We start from the raw sequence: 16,035 nt of genomic DNA on the forward strand, positions 1-16,035 counted from the left end.
CGAGATCCGTAGAAGGCACGCCGGGATCTTGAACAGGCTCTAAGCCCTCAGTCCATCGCCGCTCCGCGGTGTAGCCGCGGTGTGTAACTGAAAGAGAAGCTGATTCGGCTAGCGAGGCCTGCATGGCTTGTATGCCGCGCAGTGCTGCGCTTCCTCACCGCCATGGCGCGTTGCGGGGTAGCGGCGCCGTTTGAGGTAGCACGTCACTGATCGGACTGGCCTCAGGCTCCCGAGCTTGTATTCGACACGGCGCTGCGAGCCTTTAAGGCCATTCTCTTTTACTTTTCTCTTGGGCCAGCAAGAGAAACGTGACTCGGCGGCCCCACGGGGACTAGCTTCGCGTCGCCGGCAGGACGTCGAAACGCCCGCCGCGTCCCACGGGGACTTCCTTCGGTCGTAGGCGGCATCCTGGCGATAAGGCGACAACCGAGCGATACCGTTACTGGATCCCGGCCCTTGCCCCCTTTTGTGGGGTGCGCCGGGACGACGAGCGGGGCGGACCGAGGCGAAGAGCGGTCGCGCACAGGGTGCGCTCTTACAGCTGTGGGTGGCTGCCCCCGTGGCCACGCCGAGATTGAACAGGCTCCCAGGTTTCAGGGATGGCTCGGCGGGTCATCGTCCATCGGCGGATGGATCCTGCGCATGGCCGGATCGTCCGGCTTGACTGGCGTGAGGATGCCCACCGTCACCGTGCCCGACAGCAGGTCGGTCATGAACTTCGGATCGTAGGGATCGTCCGTCGCGCGCAGCGGCAGGTAGGCGAGATAGCCGTCCGTCTGGTGCACGCCGGTGACCTCGCCCGGCGTGACAGCGAGGATGCCGCCGTTGCCGACGTCGTAGTTCAGTGGTGCCTGGTGATTGTTCATGCCGACCATGCCGCCGACCATCACGTGGTCGGCGGCCGATCCCACGTGCGAGCCCGTGGCCGAGTAGCGCACCTCGCGCCAGCGCGCCTTGGCGCGCACCAGGGCGGATGCATCGCCGTAGGTCGGCAGCAGCTCGCGCCAGATCCGGTTGGCCTCCTCGAACTGCTCCGGCGTCAGGTGCGCATAGAGCAGTTGCTTGGCGTAGACGTATTGCGTCCCGCCGCGCTCGGCGGCGAGCGCGAACCATGCCATGGCGCGCGGCAGGTCCACCGGCGAGCCGTGGCCGTTGAGATAGAGCACGCCCAGGTTGTACTCCGCCGGCTTGTACGCCCAGGAGGCGGCGACCTTGTACATGGCGATGGCGTGCGCGTAGTCGTGCCGCTGGTTGGCCAGCGCGCCCAGGTAGAAGAAGTATTCGCCCGGGCGGGCGTCGTCCACCGGCGTGTTGAAGGCGTCGGTACGGCTGGTGGGCACGTCCGGCGTGGCGCGGTAGCTCACCACCTTGGGCGGTGCGCCGCTGGTATCCACGGGGATGGTGGGCAGCGTCGCGTCGCTGCCGGCGAAGGCACCCGGGGACGCGGCAAGAAACGCGGCGAGGCACAGCAGACGCAAGCTCGAAACACGTTGCCTGTTCATGGCGACACCTCGGTGCCTGCATGAGAATTTCGACGCATGCACGCTACTCCCAACGCTGGCGTGGGGCAACGGTGGTCCGGCACCGGGGAGGATGGCGCCGCATGGCGCATCGCCATGCGGGCGCGGCCGTGCCTTCAGGCGGCGTCGGGCACGGGAGATCCATCGTCGGCAGGGCGATAGCGGAAGCGCAGTTGCTTGCGCTGGCTGGCCAGGTCCAGCACCCAGTAGAACAGCGCGATGCCGGCGGTGACGGCCGGGTAGCGCAGCACCACCCACGACACCATGGCCAGCAGGTACACCAGCACCACCAGGTTGCCGGCGGCGCTGGTTGCCTTGCCGCGCGGATTGCGCTGGCGGTAGCGCGTGTAGGCGAGCCCGGCCGCGGTGATCAGTACGGCCTGCGCCGCCACTAGCTGGTCGACGCCGAAGGCCAGGGCGAGGCCGGCGGCGATCAGCGCGGGAATCAGCCCCATGCGCAGCAACGGGCGTGGCTGCACCGGCTCCTCGGGGCGCTGCTGCCATAGCCGCAGCGCGGTGAAGCCGAGGTAATACAGCCAGCCCGCCGTGATGCCGCCGCCGAGCATCAGTGGCAGCCAGGCATCGCCGGGGTGCGGGAAGGCATCGACCCGGAGGGTCCAGGCGTTGAGCGCGGCGCAGGCCAGCAGCGCCGCCACGCAGCGGATCGCGCCGACCAGCACGCGCGGCCAGGTGATGCGGGTACGGTCGGCGGTAGCGATGCAGAAGCGGGTCAGGCGCCCGTTGAAGAAGTGGTCCAGGCGTGGAGGCACGCCGCCGCTCAGGCGCCAGGCGAACAGGCCCAACCGGTACAACCGCTTGGGCACGAGGGAGGACAGCACGATCCACCACCAGCGGAAGGGTCGCTGCAGCCAATGCAGCTGGCGCTTGGCCAGGCCCGGGTCGCCGTAGCGCTCGGTGGGCTCCTTCACCTGCAATACGAGCTTGCCCGTCTGGCTTGGCAACATCAGCCATTGCATGTGCAGCCTGGCCACCAGTTCACCCGGCGGCTGGTTGGCCTGCGCCAGCAGCGCGCCCAGGCCGAATGCGTTGAGCAGCAGGCCGGTGCACGCCTGCGGCATCGGCGGAAGCTCGCGCTGCAGCCGTTCCAGCAGCCTCGGGGCGACCCGCTGGCGCACCGCCAGGGAAAGCAACGCCGGCTGCACCGACATGGTGGCGGCCAGGGCGTCGTCCTCGCCCATCATGGCCAGTTGGCAGAACCAGGCGAAGAACGCCGGCACATCCAGCAGCCGCCGGTTCGCGCCCCAGGGCTGCACCGCCGGTTGCATCCGCCGCACCAGCGCGTGCCGCTGCTGCATGGCTTCGCGCAGCTGCATCATCTGCAGCGGGTCGACGCCTGTCAGCGCATGGTCGAGGCCAAAGAAAGCCAGCATGGCCTCGACATTGGCGGTGTCGATGGGCGGCGGATCGCGGAACAGGCGTTGCAGCACGGCGCGACCGGCCTCGTGCTTGAGATGCAGCGACCACAGTTCCTGCCGCTGTTCCAGCCATGCCTGCACGGACCGGGCATCCTGGCGGATGGCCACCTCCAGGACGTCGGCCATAAAGACGTCCATATCGAACTGCGAGGTCAGCGCCTGGCTGGCCGAGAAGGCAGGCCGTGGCGGCAACGGCCTGCCATCCGTCGCGGGCGGGCGCGGCAGCGTGGAGGCCGGTGGATGCGGGGACGACGGCGGCGCGGCGGGGAGCGTGGCGATGCGTGGCCCGGGCAGGGGCGGTTGCGTGGCCGGTGGCGTGTCGCCGGACGGCGGTACATGTGCCGCATCGGCGGGCGGCATGTCGTGCGGCGTTGGCGCGTCGTCGCCGCCTTGCATGGGCGGCGACGGCGGTTCCATCCCAGGCGAGGCGGGAGTCGCCTGCCGTTGCGACCACGCCAGCGCCTGGCGATACATGTCGTGCAATTGCTGGAAACCGGCCGGGTCGGCATCCGGCCGCACGCTTTTCAGGCGCTGCGCGTAGGCGCGCTTGATGGTGCGCTCGTCGGCATCGTCAGGCAGTCCGAACCATGCCAGCGGCGAACTCATGCATTGGCCTCCAGCGTGTCCAGCGCCTCGCCGAACTGGCGGCGGTGTTCGCGGATCAGTTGCTCGTCCTGGCTGTCCAGGATGGAGCGGAAGTAGGCGATCCACTGCTGCAACTGGGCGCGCGCCGCGACGTATTCCTCGTAGAGGCGCTCGGCGCGGGCGAGGATGGCGATGTTTTCCTGCTTGTGGCGCGGATGGATCTTGATGTCCTGCAGCGCCGCCAGGCGTTTGCGGATTTCGGCCGGGTCAAGCAGGCCCGGGTTCTGTTCCAGCACCAGCTCGTAATGCTGCCTGGTGGCGATCAGTTCGGCCTCCACCTGCAGCACGCCGTTGATGTCGTAGGTGAAGCGCAGGCGCACCGCGTTTTCCGCCGCGGTGCGCTTGGGCGGCAGCGGGATCTCCAGTTCGCCCAGCTTGATGTTGCGCTCCACCATTGGGTTCTCGCCCTGGTAGACCTCCAGCGTGAGCTTGGCCTGGTGGTCGCGCATGGGCTGGAAGACTTCCTCGCGGCTCACCGGCACCGTGCTGTTGCGGTGGATGATCGGCGCGAAGAAGCCGGTCTGCTCGTTGCCCTTGTCGTCGCGGCGCGAGACCTTGGTGCCCAGGGTGTAGGGGCATACATCGGTGAGGATCACCTCGTCCAGGCGCTGGTCGCGGCTCTTCAGGCCGGCGGCCACGCAAGCGCCGAGGGCGATGGCCTGGTCGGGATTGACGTGGCGCAGCGGCAGGCGGCCGAACATGCGCGACACCATGCGCGCCACCAGCGGCATGCGGCTGGCGCCGCCCACCAGTACGATCTCGTCCAGCTGCGCGGGCTGCAGGCGCGCGTCGCGCATGGCCCGCTCCAGCGGGGTGCGCATGCGCTGCACCAGCGGTTCGCACAGCCGGGCGAAGCGTTCCTCGTCGATCTCCCAGGCGAAGGGGCGCTCGTCCCGGCGCCATTCCATGCGGGCGACGGCATTGGCGCCCAGTTCGCGCTTGGCCTGTTCCAGGCGCCGGCGCAGCTGGCCGCGTTCCTGCGGCGTGAGTTCGTCGAGCGACAGCTGCTGGTCGGCGGCGAAGGCGGTTTCCAGCGCGTCCAGGAAATCCTCGCCGCCGAGGAAGTTGTCGCCGGCGCTGGCGTGCACCTCGACCACGCCCTCGAACATCTCCAGCACGGAAACGTCGAAGGTGCCGCCACCCAGGTCGAACACCAGGAAGCGCGCGCCGTCGTGCTGTTCCTGCAGGCCATAGGCCAGCGCGGCGGCGGTGGGCTCGTTGATCAGCCGTTCCACGCGGATGCCGGCCAGTTCGCCGGCCGCGCGCGTGGCCTTGCGCTGCGCATCGGAGAAATAGGCCGGCACGCTGATCACCGCCTCGGCGACCTTCTCGCCGGTGACGGCCTCCGCATCGGCGATCAGCGAACGCAGGATCAGCGCGGAAAGCTCCTCGGGGCGGAAGTTGTGCGGTCCCAGCCGGGTCTCGCGGGGCGTGCCCATCCAGCGCTTGAAGGTGGCCACGCTGGCCTCCGGGTGGCTCACCATGCGGTCGCGCGCGGCCTGGCCGACGATGACGTGGCCCTCGTCGTCCACGCTCACCACCGAGGGCGTGAGGTATTCGCCCAGCGCATTGGGAAACAGCACGGCACCCTCGTCGCCAAAGGTGCCGATGAGCGAATGCGTAGTACCGAGATCGATGCCGACGATCATCCCTGACGACCCCCTGTGGGAATGCCACGAGTGTACCCAAGCCCGGGCCTCCGACGCATGACGGGCGCACCGGCGAAAAGCCGGCTAGAATCGCCCGACCCCCAGGAGTCTCCCATGCACCGTACATCGCCCATGGATCCGACCTTGCCGGCCGGCGAGGCCACCGACGCCACCGTGCCGCAGCCGACCCTGCGCCATCCGCCGGGACATCTGCTGGACAACGTGGAAATCGCCTCGCAGGACGAACTGGAACACGAGGCCGCGCTGCGCGACTCCAGCCTGCGCGTTCCGCGCTGACATTGGGGCCTGCCTGCGAGCAGGCTCTTACACCAGCATCGTCCTTACGCCCTTGGCCTCCAGCGCCTGCACATACTCGGCGGGCGCGGCGGTGTCGCTGATGACGATGTCCAGGTCGCCCACCGGGGCGATCACCGACAGGCTGCGCTGGCCGAACTTGCTGGCGTCCAGCACCGCCACGGCCTGGCGCGAGACACGGATCATCAATGCGTTGAGCGAAGCTTCCAGCGGGTCGGGCGTGGTCACGCCCACGTCCGGGTCGAGCCCGTCCACGCCCAGGAACAGGCGGTCGGCGGAAAGCCGCGACAGCGCCTGCTCGGCGTCGGGGCCGGCCAGCGAATAGGAGGCCTGGCGCAGCAGGCCGCCCAGCATCATCACGCGCACGGCGGGCAGGGCGGACAGCTCCATCGCGATGTTCAGCGCGTTGGTGATCACCGTGAGCGAGGTCCATTTCTGCTGGCGGATCTGTCGCGCGATCTCCACCGTGGTGGTGCCCGAGTCGAGGATGATGGTGTCGCCGTCCTGGATCAGCTGCGCCGCGGCCTGGCCGATGCGCCGCTTCTGCGCGTGGTGGCGGGTTTCCTTGATGTCGAGCGGCGTGTCAAGCGCGTTGGGCGCGGCGGGCAGGGCGCCGCCGTGCGAACGGCTGATGGCGCCGGCGCGGTCCAGCGCTTCCAGGTCGGCACGGATGGTCACGGCGGAAATGTCGAACAGCGTCACCAGTTCGTCCACCGTGACGCGGCCCTGCTGGTTCACCCGCTCCACGATGCGGCGCCGGCGTTCTTCCACCAGCAGCTTGGGCGGCGGGGGCGTGGCGGCCTTGCGTCGTGTCGTCATGGGTCCTTTCCAGGCAGGCGGGCGGCGTTGTTTGGCTTGCGCAGGAACTCACGTGGGACGCCGTCATCGGCCGGCGTTCCTGCGGCGCATGGCGGCAGGAGCATAATCGAAACCTTCGTTCGCTGTCTCTCCAGGATGCGGCCTGCCTTCAGCGCGTGCCGGCGGCGTGGCCGCGCATGCCGTAGTACAGGATGTAGAGGTAGCAGGGCACGGTGACCAGCGCGAAGGACAGCTGGAAATCGACGTGCTGCTTGAGGTGCACGAACACCTGAGGCACCAGCGCGCCGCCCACGATGCCCATGACCAGCAGGGCCGACCCCTGCTCGGTATGGCCGCCCAGTCCCTTGATCGCGAGGGGGAAGATGGCCGGCCACATCATGGCGTTGGCGAAGCCCAGGGCGGCGACGAAGGCTACCGACGGAAGGCCGTGCGTGACGAAGGCGCCGATCGCGAACAGGACGCCCAGCACGGCCGACACGGCCAGGTAGCGCTGCTGCGAAATGAAGCGCGGGATCATCGCCGAGCCGAACAGGTAGCCGGCCAGCATGGCGAACATGGTGTAGGTGGTGAAGTGCGAGGTCACCCGCAGCGGCAGGCCAAAGCCCTGGCCATAGGTATTGATGGCGTCGCCGGCCATCACCTCTACGCCCACGTAGAGAAAAAGGCACAGCACGCCCAGCCACAGGTGCGGGAAGCCAAAGATGCCGCCCTGGCCTCGGGCCGGGTTTTCGTTTTTCGCTTCGGCGGCTTTGACGTCCGGCAGGGGGGAAAGCAGGATCCAGGCCGCCAGCGCCACCAGCAGTCCCGCCAATCCCAGATACGGCCAGAACACGCGCGCGGCGAATGCGTCGAGCAGGCTTTCGCGCGCCGGGCTCGCCGCCATCCGGGTGGCCTGTTCCAGGAACGCATCGATGCCGGACATGACCAGCGCGCCGAAGGCCAGCGGTGCCAGGGCGCCGGCGAACTTGTTGCAGATGCCCATGAGCGCGATGCGCCGTGCCGCGCTGTCGATCGGGCCGAGGATGCTGATGTATGGATTGGCGGCCGTCTGCAACAACGACAGGCCCGCGCCGATCACGAACAGGCCGGTCAGCGAGCCCGGATAGACGCGGATGCGCACGAACTGGCCGAACACGGCCGCGCCTATCGCCATGACGAACAGGCCCAGGGCCATGCCTCTTTTCATGCCGGTGCGCTTGAGCACCGCGCCGGCCGGCAGGGCGAGCACAAAGTAGGAAAGGTAAAAGGCGAACGGCACCAGGAAGGCGTTGACGTCGTCCAGGGTGAAGGCGACCTTGACGAACGAGATCAGCGGCCCGTTGAGCCAGGTGAAGAAGCCCATGGTGAAGAACAGCACGCCGATGATCGTCATCGGCAGCAGGCTGGATGGATGTGGCGCTTCGCCGGTGGGCGTGATGGACGACATGGATGGATTCCCCCTGTGATTGAACCGGCGGCGTCACCGCCGACGCCAGGCCGCCGCGGAGCCTTCACGCGCCGCAAAAGACGCTATCGCATGCCTGGCCACGATGCCTTTATGCCGGCGTGGCGAGGAAGCTTCCCGCGCACGATTCGTGCCGGACTTGCGCCCCCGCGTGGTGCCGCCGTTGCCGTGCATGAAAAAGCCGCCGGCCGCGGCGAGTCGAAACGGGAAGCCAGGCGCGGCAGCCGGCGGAGAGGGGAAGCGATGATGGCGGGCATGGAGTCGGCTCGTGCCCTTGGCACGAATGCAACGGCCGGTTCCATGGTCATGGCGTACGGACGTGGATCGGTGTGTCCTGTGGTGCGGATGGCGAGGTCCTGAAAGCGGTAGTCTCGAAGGGTTTTAGAAGATATCGAACAGTATTGAAAGATAATTTCATTTCGAGTACTGTGCTTTTCAGTCTTTCGGCTTCGAATTTGGACGGATTGGGGACTAATGTCAAGCATTGACAAGAAAACGAAAACAATCGTCACCCTGGCGGAACTGCAGGCGCGTCCCCCGGCGGAGCAACGGGAGCTTGGCTATGCCGATACCCTGCGCGAGATCCTCCAGCAGCCCGCCACCTGGCGCGATACCGCCGGCATGTTACGGGGCAGGACGGCGCAGCAGGCCATCGCCCACGCCCTGGAGCCCATGCCCGGCCAGGTGGTGCTCACCGGCTCGGGCAGTTCGATGTACATCGGCGAATGCCTGGCGCCCACCCTGCAACTGGGGCTGGGCGTGCCGGTGCAGGCCATCACGGCCGGCACCCTGCTCACGCACTGGCGCGGCGTGCTGCCGCCGCAGCCGGGCCTGCTGGTTTCGCTGGCGCGTTCCGGCGACAGCCCGGAGAGCGCGGGCGTGGTCGATCGCCTGCTGGCCGAGGCGCCGGCCTGGCGCCACCTGGTCATCACCTGCAACGCCCACGGCAAATTGGCTACCCGCTATGCGGACGATCCGCGCGTGACCGTGCTGGTGCTCGACGAGCGCACCAACGACCGCAGCCTGGTCATGACCAGCAGCTTCACCAATCTGCTGCTGGCCGGCACCGGGTTGATCCAGGGGCGGCATGGCGACATCGCGCCGGCCGCCATCGACCGGGCGGCAGCGGTCGCGCAGCGCATCTTCGAGCGGCAGGCCGATGCGGTGGCGGCGCTGGCCCGCCGCGAGTTTTCCACGGCGGTCTATCTCGGCAGCGGCGGCGCGCTCGGCGCCGTGCACGAGTGCGCGCTGAAAATGCTGGAGATGACCGGCGGCCAGGTGCTGACCATGGCGGAAACCTTCCTTGGCCTGCGCCATGGGCCGATGTCCGCCGTGCATCCGTCGACGCTGGTGTTCGGGCTGCTGTCGCCCGATCCCGCCACGCGCGCCTTCGAGGTCGACCTGCTGCGCGAACTCTCGCGCAAGCGGTTGGGCCTGGCGAGGCTGCTGGTGGGCGAGGGCATCCCGGCCGACCTGGTCGGTCCCGACGATGTGGCGATCGAACTGGATGGCCTGGCGGCGGAGGCCCATGAAGAGGTGCCGGCCCTGTTGGCGGGCATCGCCGCCGGCCAGCTGCTGGCGTTCTTCCGCTGCCTGTCGCAGGGCGGCAAGCCGGATACCCCCTCGCAGGGTGTGCTGACCCGCGTGGTCGAGGATTTTGCGATCCACTGATGGCTTCCGGGCCGGCGGCCGGTTCCCCGACGGCGCCGGCAAGCGTGGAGTGGGTTGAGGTGTTGGACGAAACGCGGGTTCGGAATATTCCATGAAAGCATTGCTCGACATCGTCGCCAGGCATCGCGCCGGCCACGCCGTTGGTATCCCCTCGATCTGCTCGGCGCATCCGGTGGTGCTGGACGCCGCGCTCTGCCACGGCCGTGACAGCGGCCAGCCGGTGCTTATCGAGGCGACTTCGAACCAGGTCAACCAGTTCGGCGGCTACACCGGCATGCGTCCGGTCGATTTCCATGCCTTCGTGATAGACAAGGCGGACCGGGCTGGGCTGCCGCGCGAGCGCGTGCTGCTCGGCGGCGACCACCTGGGACCGAACTGCTGGCAGGACGAATCCGCGTCCTCGGCGATGGCGAAGTCCGAGACGCTGATCGACGAGTACGTCGCCGCAGGCTTCCGCAAGATCCATCTCGATTGCTCGATGTCCTGCGCCGATGATCCGCACGTGCTGCCCGACACCGAGGTGGCCGCGCGCGCCGCGCGTCTTGCCGTGGTCGCCGAGCGTGCCTGGCAGCGTAGCGGCGGCGAGGCGCCGGTCTACATCGTCGGCACCGAAGTGCCGGTGCCGGGTGGCGCGAAAGAAGAGCTGGACGAATTGCAGGTGACGCGTCCCGAGGCGATGGCGGCGACCGTGGAGGCGCACCGCGACGCGTTCGCCAGGCAGGACCTCGGCGAGGCGTGGCGGCGCGTGATCGGCCTGGTCGTACAGCCCGGGGTCGAGTTCGACCACCACGATGTCGTCGACTACAAGCCGGAGAAGGCGCGCGCCCTCAGCGCCGCCATCGAGGCCTACCCCGGCCTGCTCTATGAGGCGCACTCCACCGACTACCAGACCCCCGAGGCGCTGGCCGCCCTCGTGCGTGGTCACTTCGCGATACTCAAGGTCGGCCCGGGCGTTACCTATGCCCTGCGCGAGACGCTGTGGGCGCTGTCCTTCATCGAGGACGAGGTGGTGGTGGCCGCGCAGCGCTCGCAACTGCGCCGCACCGTGCTCGATGTCATGCGCGCCGAGCCGAAGTACTGGAACAAGTACTACACCGATGAGAACCGCCTGGCGCTGGACCTGCAGTACAGCCTGAGCGATCGCATGCGCTACTACTGGGCGTATCCCAGGGTGCGCGAAGCCTGCGACACGCTGCTGCGCAATCTCAATGCGCTGTCGCCGAAGGGCGCCTTGCCGCTGGCCCTGCTCAGCCAGTACTTGCCGCGCCAGCACGATGAGATACGCGCCGGCTGGCTGGCGAACTCGGCGGGCAGCATTCTGCGCTCCGGTGTGGCGCATGTCGTGCGCCAGTACGCACAGGCTTGCGCGCAGGCCGATTGAGCGAACCGGCGCTTAGGGAGGCGAAGCGGGAGCTACCTCGGCTCCTTCGATAAACACCTGGGTCAGCGCGTACTGCGGGTCGAGCACGACCAGGTCCGCGCACGCGCCGGGACGGATCCATCCGCGATCCTGCAGGCCCAGGTATTCGGCGGGATAGCGCGACAGCCGGTTGGAGGCGTCGCCCACATCCAGTCCGATGGAGATCAGGTTGCGCAAAGCCTGGTCCATGGTGAGCGCGCTGCCGGCGAGGGAGTCGCCATGCGCCAGCCGCACGCAGCCGGCGCATTTGGTCACGCGCTGCGTGCCGAGGCTGTAGGTGCCGTCCGGCATATCGGTGGCCGCGGTGGCGTCGGTGATGCCGTACAGGCGCGGAATCGCGCGCAGCGCCGCATGGATGGCGCCCGGGTGCACGTGCGCCAGGTCCGGGATCAGTTCGGCGTATTCGCCGTGGGCCAGCGCGGCCGCGGCGACGCCGGGCTCTCGGTGGCTGGCGCCGGTCATGCCGTTGAACAGGTGGGTGAAGCCCGAAGCCCCCGCGCGCAGCGCGGCGACGGCCTGCTCGTAACTGGCGGCGCTGTGGCCGATCTGCACGCGGATGCCCAGCGCGGCCAGCGCGGGAATCAGTTCCATGTGCCCAGGAACCTCCGGCGCCAGCGTCAATACGCGGATCGGCGTGATCGCATGCAGCGCCTCCACTTGTGGCAGCGTGGCGGTGACGACGCGGTCGGGCTGGGCGCCGAGGCGATGGGCGCTGATGAAGGGTCCTTCCAGGTGCGTGCCCAGCACGCGCGCCGCGTCGGTAGCCGGCGCGGCCTTGACGCGCTCGATACCGTGCAGGGCCTGCGTGATCCGCTCGATGCTGTCGGTCATGGTGGTGGCCAGCAGCGCGGTCGTGCCGTGTCGCGCATGGGCGCGCGCGATGGCCTGCGTGCTGTCGCCGCCCTCCATCACGTCGACCCCGCGGGCGCCATGCACATGCAGGTCGATAAAGCCGGGCAGGATGAGCGGAAGCGCCGGGGTGCCGGCCACACGGACCAGCGCCTCGTACGGCATCGACTGCAGTTCGCGAATGCGTTCGTCGAATACCACGGCGCCCAGCAGCCAGCCCGCGGGCGTGAAGATACGTCCATACACTTGCCGCAACATGGCACTAACCTCGATGACTTTGCTGGGCCAGGATCGCCGCGCCGCGGGTGCCGCTGGCATCGCCGAACAGCGGGCGAAGGATCGGCGGCGGCCGTGGGCCAGCGAAAAGATGCGTGGCGATGAGCGGCGGCAAGCGGGTATAGAGCTCATCGAGTTTGGACAGGCCGCCGCCAAGCACGATGGCGTGCGGGTCCAGGTGCAGGACGAGCGTGGCGATGCCGTGGGCGAGTACCGCGACATGCACGTCCAGGCTGTAGCGGGCTGCCGTGTCGCCGTCGCGGGCCAGGCCGACGATCTGCACGGCATCGAGTTGCTGCCCGGTGAAATGGGCATGGATGGCGCTGATGCCGCTGCCTGAGGCATATCGCTCGATGCAGCCGCGCAGGCCGCAGGGACAATCCAGCACCGGCAGCCGATAGCGTTCCAGCGTCACCGCCGGCACCGGGACGTGGCCCACGTCGCCCAGGATGCCGTTCGATCCGCGGATCAGGCGCTGCCCCACGCAATAGCCGCCGCCCATGCCCGTGCCGAGGATAAGCCCGAACATCGTGGGCGCCTCCGCGGCGGCGCCGCCGTTCGCCTCGGAGAGCGCGAAGCACTGGCAATCGTTGCCGATCGCGATGGGGCGCTGCAGGCGTTCGATCAGCAGGGCGGACAGGTTCTGGTTCGTCAGTGCGGGCACATTGGCGCTGAGATGGCAGCCGGTGACGGGATCGGCGATGCCCGGCAAGCCGATGCCGATATGGCCTTGCCCGCCGACATGCGCATCGGCCTGGTGGACCAGCGAGACCACCGCATCCTGGAACTGCCCCAGGTCGCGGGTCGGCGTGGGGATTCGCCATTGGCGTACGAGGCGCAGTTCGTCGTCGTAGCAGGCCAGTTCGATCTTGGTGCCGCCGATGTCGAAGCCGTAGTAGTGGCGTGCCTTGCTCATGGCCTGTGGCTGCCCTGGAACCTGCCGGGTCTGGTCGATCGATGTGTTGGCATCCGCATGGGCGTCAGGAGGGAAGTGCGATCGCGCGCATGGCTTCTTGCAGCGCTGGAAAGGCGCGCGCGGGGTGGGCTGGCGTGGAGATGGGCCGGCACGATGGCTCCGGTACTAACGAAAGAATACGAAGTCTAGCAACGGCAAAAAAAATTGCCACTCTCGCAATTGTTGACAGGTTCTTTACGCAATGATAGAAAACGTAACAATACGAAGGATCGAATGGTGTCGAACGTCAAGCCTGGATGGTGCCCGTCAAGCCGAGGGCGGTCTTCGACACAACGCTTGGACCCATGTTGTCCGGCCGGGGAGGTCGGGTTGTGGGATGGCTGGGCCAGGTGCGCCGGGTCATCGAGCGGCGCGGCATCAGGGATGGGACGTTACACGACCTAGCGGCTGACCAGCCGAACTGACTTGGCTTTCGGACAGCACAAGTCGAATAAAACCGACAACACCGGGGAGGAAGTTCAACGATGAAAAGCTGTATGAAGCGTTCATTCATTGCGTCGGCTATAGCTTTGGCGCTGGCCCAGGTAACAGGGGCGGCCTGGGCACAGAGCGCATCGGCGGATCAGGCGAGCAGTCCCGCCACGCCATCGCAGGCCCCGGCGGTGCCCAGCAAGGCCAATACAACGGATCTCGACGCGGTCGTGGTAACGGGCTCGCGTGTGCAGACCACGGTCGGCAAGAGCGCGACCCCGGTGACCGTGATCAACGCGCAGACCTTGCAGTCCACCGGCCAGGTCAACCTGCGCGACGCGCTCATCACGCTCCAGCCGTCGATCACCCGCACCTCCTTCGGTTCCGACAACGCGGAACTCACCGATGCGCTGCAGATGGATGGCCTCAGCCCCGACCACGTGCTCGTGCTGGTCAACGGCAAGCGCCGCCACGGCTCGGCCAACATGATCGAGGACGGCGGCCTGGACCAGGGCTCGACCGGCGTGGATCTGGACATGATCCCCACCGACCTGATCGACCATATCGAAGTGCTGCGCGACGGCGCGGCGGCCCAGTATGGCTCGGATGCGATCGCCGGCGTCATCAACATCATCCTCAAGGACAACACCAGCGGCGGCGCGGTGTCGAGTACCAACGGGCAGACCTACCAGGGCGACGGCTTCCGCAGCACCGAGACCGCCAGCATCGCGACGACGCTGGGCCAGAACGGCTTCCTGGACCTGAGCGCCGAATACGATCGCGTCAACCACACGATCCGCACCGGTCCCGACTACGCGGACGGCGCCTACGGCCACGGCGACGCGGCGGCGTACATCGCGGCGCACGGCTACAGCCCGACATTCCCGGTCGGGCCGGCCTACAAGAACCTGACCACGGGCGATACGGCCAGCACGCGCCAGCTGGTGGGCTTCAACGCCGGCTACGATTTCAGCAACGACGTCGAGGCTTATGCCTTCGGCACCTTCGGCCATCGCGAGGCCGAAGGCTACGAGAACTATCGCCCGCCCTACGTGGCGCCCTCGGTCTATCCGAACGGCTTCACGCCCACCTTCACCGACCATGAGAACGACTACTCGATCACGGGCGGCGTGAAGGACAGCGATTTCCACGGCTGGGACGTCGACCTGGGCATCACCTACGGCGGCGACCGGAACAACCTCGGGCTGCTGCACTCGATCAATGCGTCGATCGCGGACTCGCCGACCAGCTTCGACCTGGGCGCGGTCAGCAATACGCAGCTGACGACCAATCTCGATTTCACGCGGCCGTTCCAGCTGTCGGCGTTCGCCCAGCCGCTGAACTTCTCCTTCGGCTTCGAGCAGCGCCGAGAGACCTACCAGATCCAGCCGGGCGACGAGGATTCGTACCAGTACGGCGGTTCCTCGTCAGAGCTGGGCTTCAACCCGCTCAATTCCGGTTCGTGGGAACGCAACGTGCTCGGCGCCTACGTCGACTTCGCCACGCACATCACGGAGAAGTGGCAGGCCGACCTGTCCGGCCGCTACGAGCACTACAGCGATTTCGGCGGCACCAGCAACGCCAAGCTCTCCACCCGCTACGACTTCACGCCGCGGATCGCCCTGCGCGCCAGCGCCAGCACCGGCTTCCACGCGCCGTCGCTGGCCGAGGAGCATTTCTCCACGCTCGGCGTGAACCCGTCCAGCGCCACCGGCCAGCTGGCGCCCAATTCGCCGGCCGCCCAGGCGCTCGGCGCCCAGCCGCTGAAGCCGGAGGAATCGACCAACCTCAACCTCGGCTTGGTGCTGAACCCGCTGGACAACTGGAACATCACGGCGGATGCCTACCAGATCAATATCCGCCATCGCATCGTCTCCGGCGGCTCCGAATCGGGGCAGGTCGCGCTCGACGCCCTGGCCGCCTCCGGGATTTCCGTGCCCGGCATACCGGCCAACAACGTCAGCGTGTGGTACTTCACCAACGGCGCCGACACGCGTACCCGGGGCGTCGACATCACCAGCGTCTACCATGCCGACTACAACGCCTGGGGCAAGGTGGACTGGAACCTGTCGGCGAACATCAACAACACCCGCGTCACGCACGTGGGGCTCAACGCGGCAGGCGAGCCGCAGCTGAGCCTGCAGCAGATCAGCTACCTGACCTCGTCCACGCCCCACAACCGCGTGATCTTCGGCCCCACGTGGCACGCGGGCAAATGGAGCGTGACCCTGCGCGAAAACCGCTGGGGCTCCACCAGCGACAAGCTCTCGTATTCGTCCGGCCCGGATGCGTATTCGATCTCGAACTTCTACAACATGTACAACAAGCCGATGTACACCACCGACTTCGAGGTCGACTACAACGTCACCAAGGGCCTGCAACTGGCGGTCGGCGCCAACAACGCGTTCGACCGCTACCCGACCAAGATCCCGTACATCGTGGCGGTGGGCGGCCAGCAGTACGACCTCTTGAACTCGCAGATGGGCTGGGACGGCGGGTACTACTACGCGCGCGTGTGCTACCAGTTCTGACGGAACATCGAAAGAAACGTTGTGGGCCATGGAAGGCCCAATGACCCGAAGAATGCAAGAATGCGGCTTGCCG

The 16,035-nt window shown here is 67.6% G+C and carries 11 protein-coding genes; 4 read left to right on the forward strand and 7 right to left on the reverse strand.

All coding sequences use genetic code 11. The features are described from left to right. Positions 1-593: 593 nt before the first annotated feature. The 3 genes from MJ605_RS03620 to MJ605_RS03630 all read right to left on the reverse strand — a co-directional run bounded on the left by MJ605_RS03620 (position 594) and on the right by MJ605_RS03630 (position 5,250). Complete coding sequence (locus MJ605_RS03620) at positions 594-1,502, reverse strand: tetratricopeptide repeat protein (RefSeq protein ID WP_243039648.1); 909 nt, start codon at positions 1,500-1,502, stop codon at positions 594-596. 134 nt (positions 1,503-1,636) lie between these two features. Further along, positions 1,637-3,562: a hypothetical protein gene (locus tag MJ605_RS03625; RefSeq protein ID WP_243039649.1), complete on the reverse strand. Its 1,926-nt coding sequence runs from the start codon at positions 3,560-3,562 to the stop codon at positions 1,637-1,639. Then, positions 3,559-5,250 carry a molecular chaperone HscC gene (locus tag MJ605_RS03630; RefSeq protein ID WP_243039650.1) on the reverse strand — a complete coding sequence of 564 codons (1,692 nt, stop codon included), beginning with the start codon at positions 5,248-5,250 and terminating at the stop codon, positions 3,559-3,561. Before MJ605_RS03630 ends, MJ605_RS03625 begins: the two co-directional genes overlap by 4 nt. Positions 5,251-5,364: 114 nt before the next feature. On the opposite strand from MJ605_RS03630, the gene MJ605_RS03635 reads away from it, so the two are divergent. Next, positions 5,365-5,547, forward strand: coding sequence for a hypothetical protein (locus MJ605_RS03635; protein WP_243039652.1), 183 nt, complete (start codon positions 5,365-5,367; stop codon positions 5,545-5,547). A gap of 27 nt (positions 5,548-5,574) precedes the next feature. On the opposite strand, the gene agaR is transcribed toward MJ605_RS03635, so the two are convergent. Both agaR and MJ605_RS03645 read right to left on the reverse strand, forming a co-directional pair. Beyond that, positions 5,575-6,384 carry a transcriptional repressor AgaR gene (gene agaR / locus MJ605_RS03640; protein ID WP_243039653.1) on the reverse strand — a complete coding sequence of 270 codons (810 nt, stop codon included), beginning with the start codon at positions 6,382-6,384 and terminating at the stop codon, positions 5,575-5,577. Positions 6,385-6,532: 148 nt separating this feature from the next. Then, positions 6,533-7,810 carry a sugar MFS transporter gene (locus MJ605_RS03645; protein ID WP_243039655.1) on the reverse strand — a complete coding sequence of 426 codons (1,278 nt, stop codon included), beginning with the start codon at positions 7,808-7,810 and terminating at the stop codon, positions 6,533-6,535. Between the two features lie 492 nt (positions 7,811-8,302). Between MJ605_RS03645 and MJ605_RS03650 the strand changes: the two genes are divergently transcribed. After that, positions 8,303-9,499, forward strand: coding sequence for an SIS domain-containing protein (locus tag MJ605_RS03650; RefSeq protein ID WP_243039657.1), 1,197 nt, complete (start codon positions 8,303-8,305; stop codon positions 9,497-9,499). Between the two features lie 91 nt (positions 9,500-9,590). Continuing rightward, entirely contained in the window at positions 9,591-10,880 is a 1,290-nt protein-coding gene (locus tag MJ605_RS03655; RefSeq protein WP_243039659.1) for a D-tagatose-bisphosphate aldolase, class II, non-catalytic subunit, read from the forward strand. Between the two features lie 12 nt (positions 10,881-10,892). On the opposite strand, the gene nagA is transcribed toward MJ605_RS03655, so the two are convergent. Beyond that, positions 10,893-12,026, reverse strand: coding sequence for an N-acetylglucosamine-6-phosphate deacetylase (gene nagA, locus MJ605_RS03660; protein ID WP_243039660.1), 1,134 nt, complete (start codon positions 12,024-12,026; stop codon positions 10,893-10,895). A 4-nt stretch (positions 12,027-12,030) separates the two neighbouring features. Continuing rightward, a complete protein-coding gene (locus tag MJ605_RS03665; RefSeq protein WP_243039662.1) occupies positions 12,031-12,960 on the reverse strand; it encodes an ROK family protein in 930 nt (309 codons plus the stop codon). A gap of 536 nt (positions 12,961-13,496) precedes the next feature. On the opposite strand from MJ605_RS03665, the gene MJ605_RS03670 reads away from it, so the two are divergent. Then, positions 13,497-15,962, forward strand: coding sequence for a TonB-dependent receptor plug domain-containing protein (locus MJ605_RS03670; protein WP_243039663.1), 2,466 nt, complete (start codon positions 13,497-13,499; stop codon positions 15,960-15,962). Positions 15,963-16,035 lie beyond the last annotated feature (73 nt).

Origin of the sequence: Dyella sedimenti, from assembly GCF_022760995.1 — a bacterium.
GTDB classification, from domain to species: domain Bacteria; phylum Pseudomonadota; class Gammaproteobacteria; order Xanthomonadales; family Rhodanobacteraceae; genus Dyella; species Dyella sedimenti.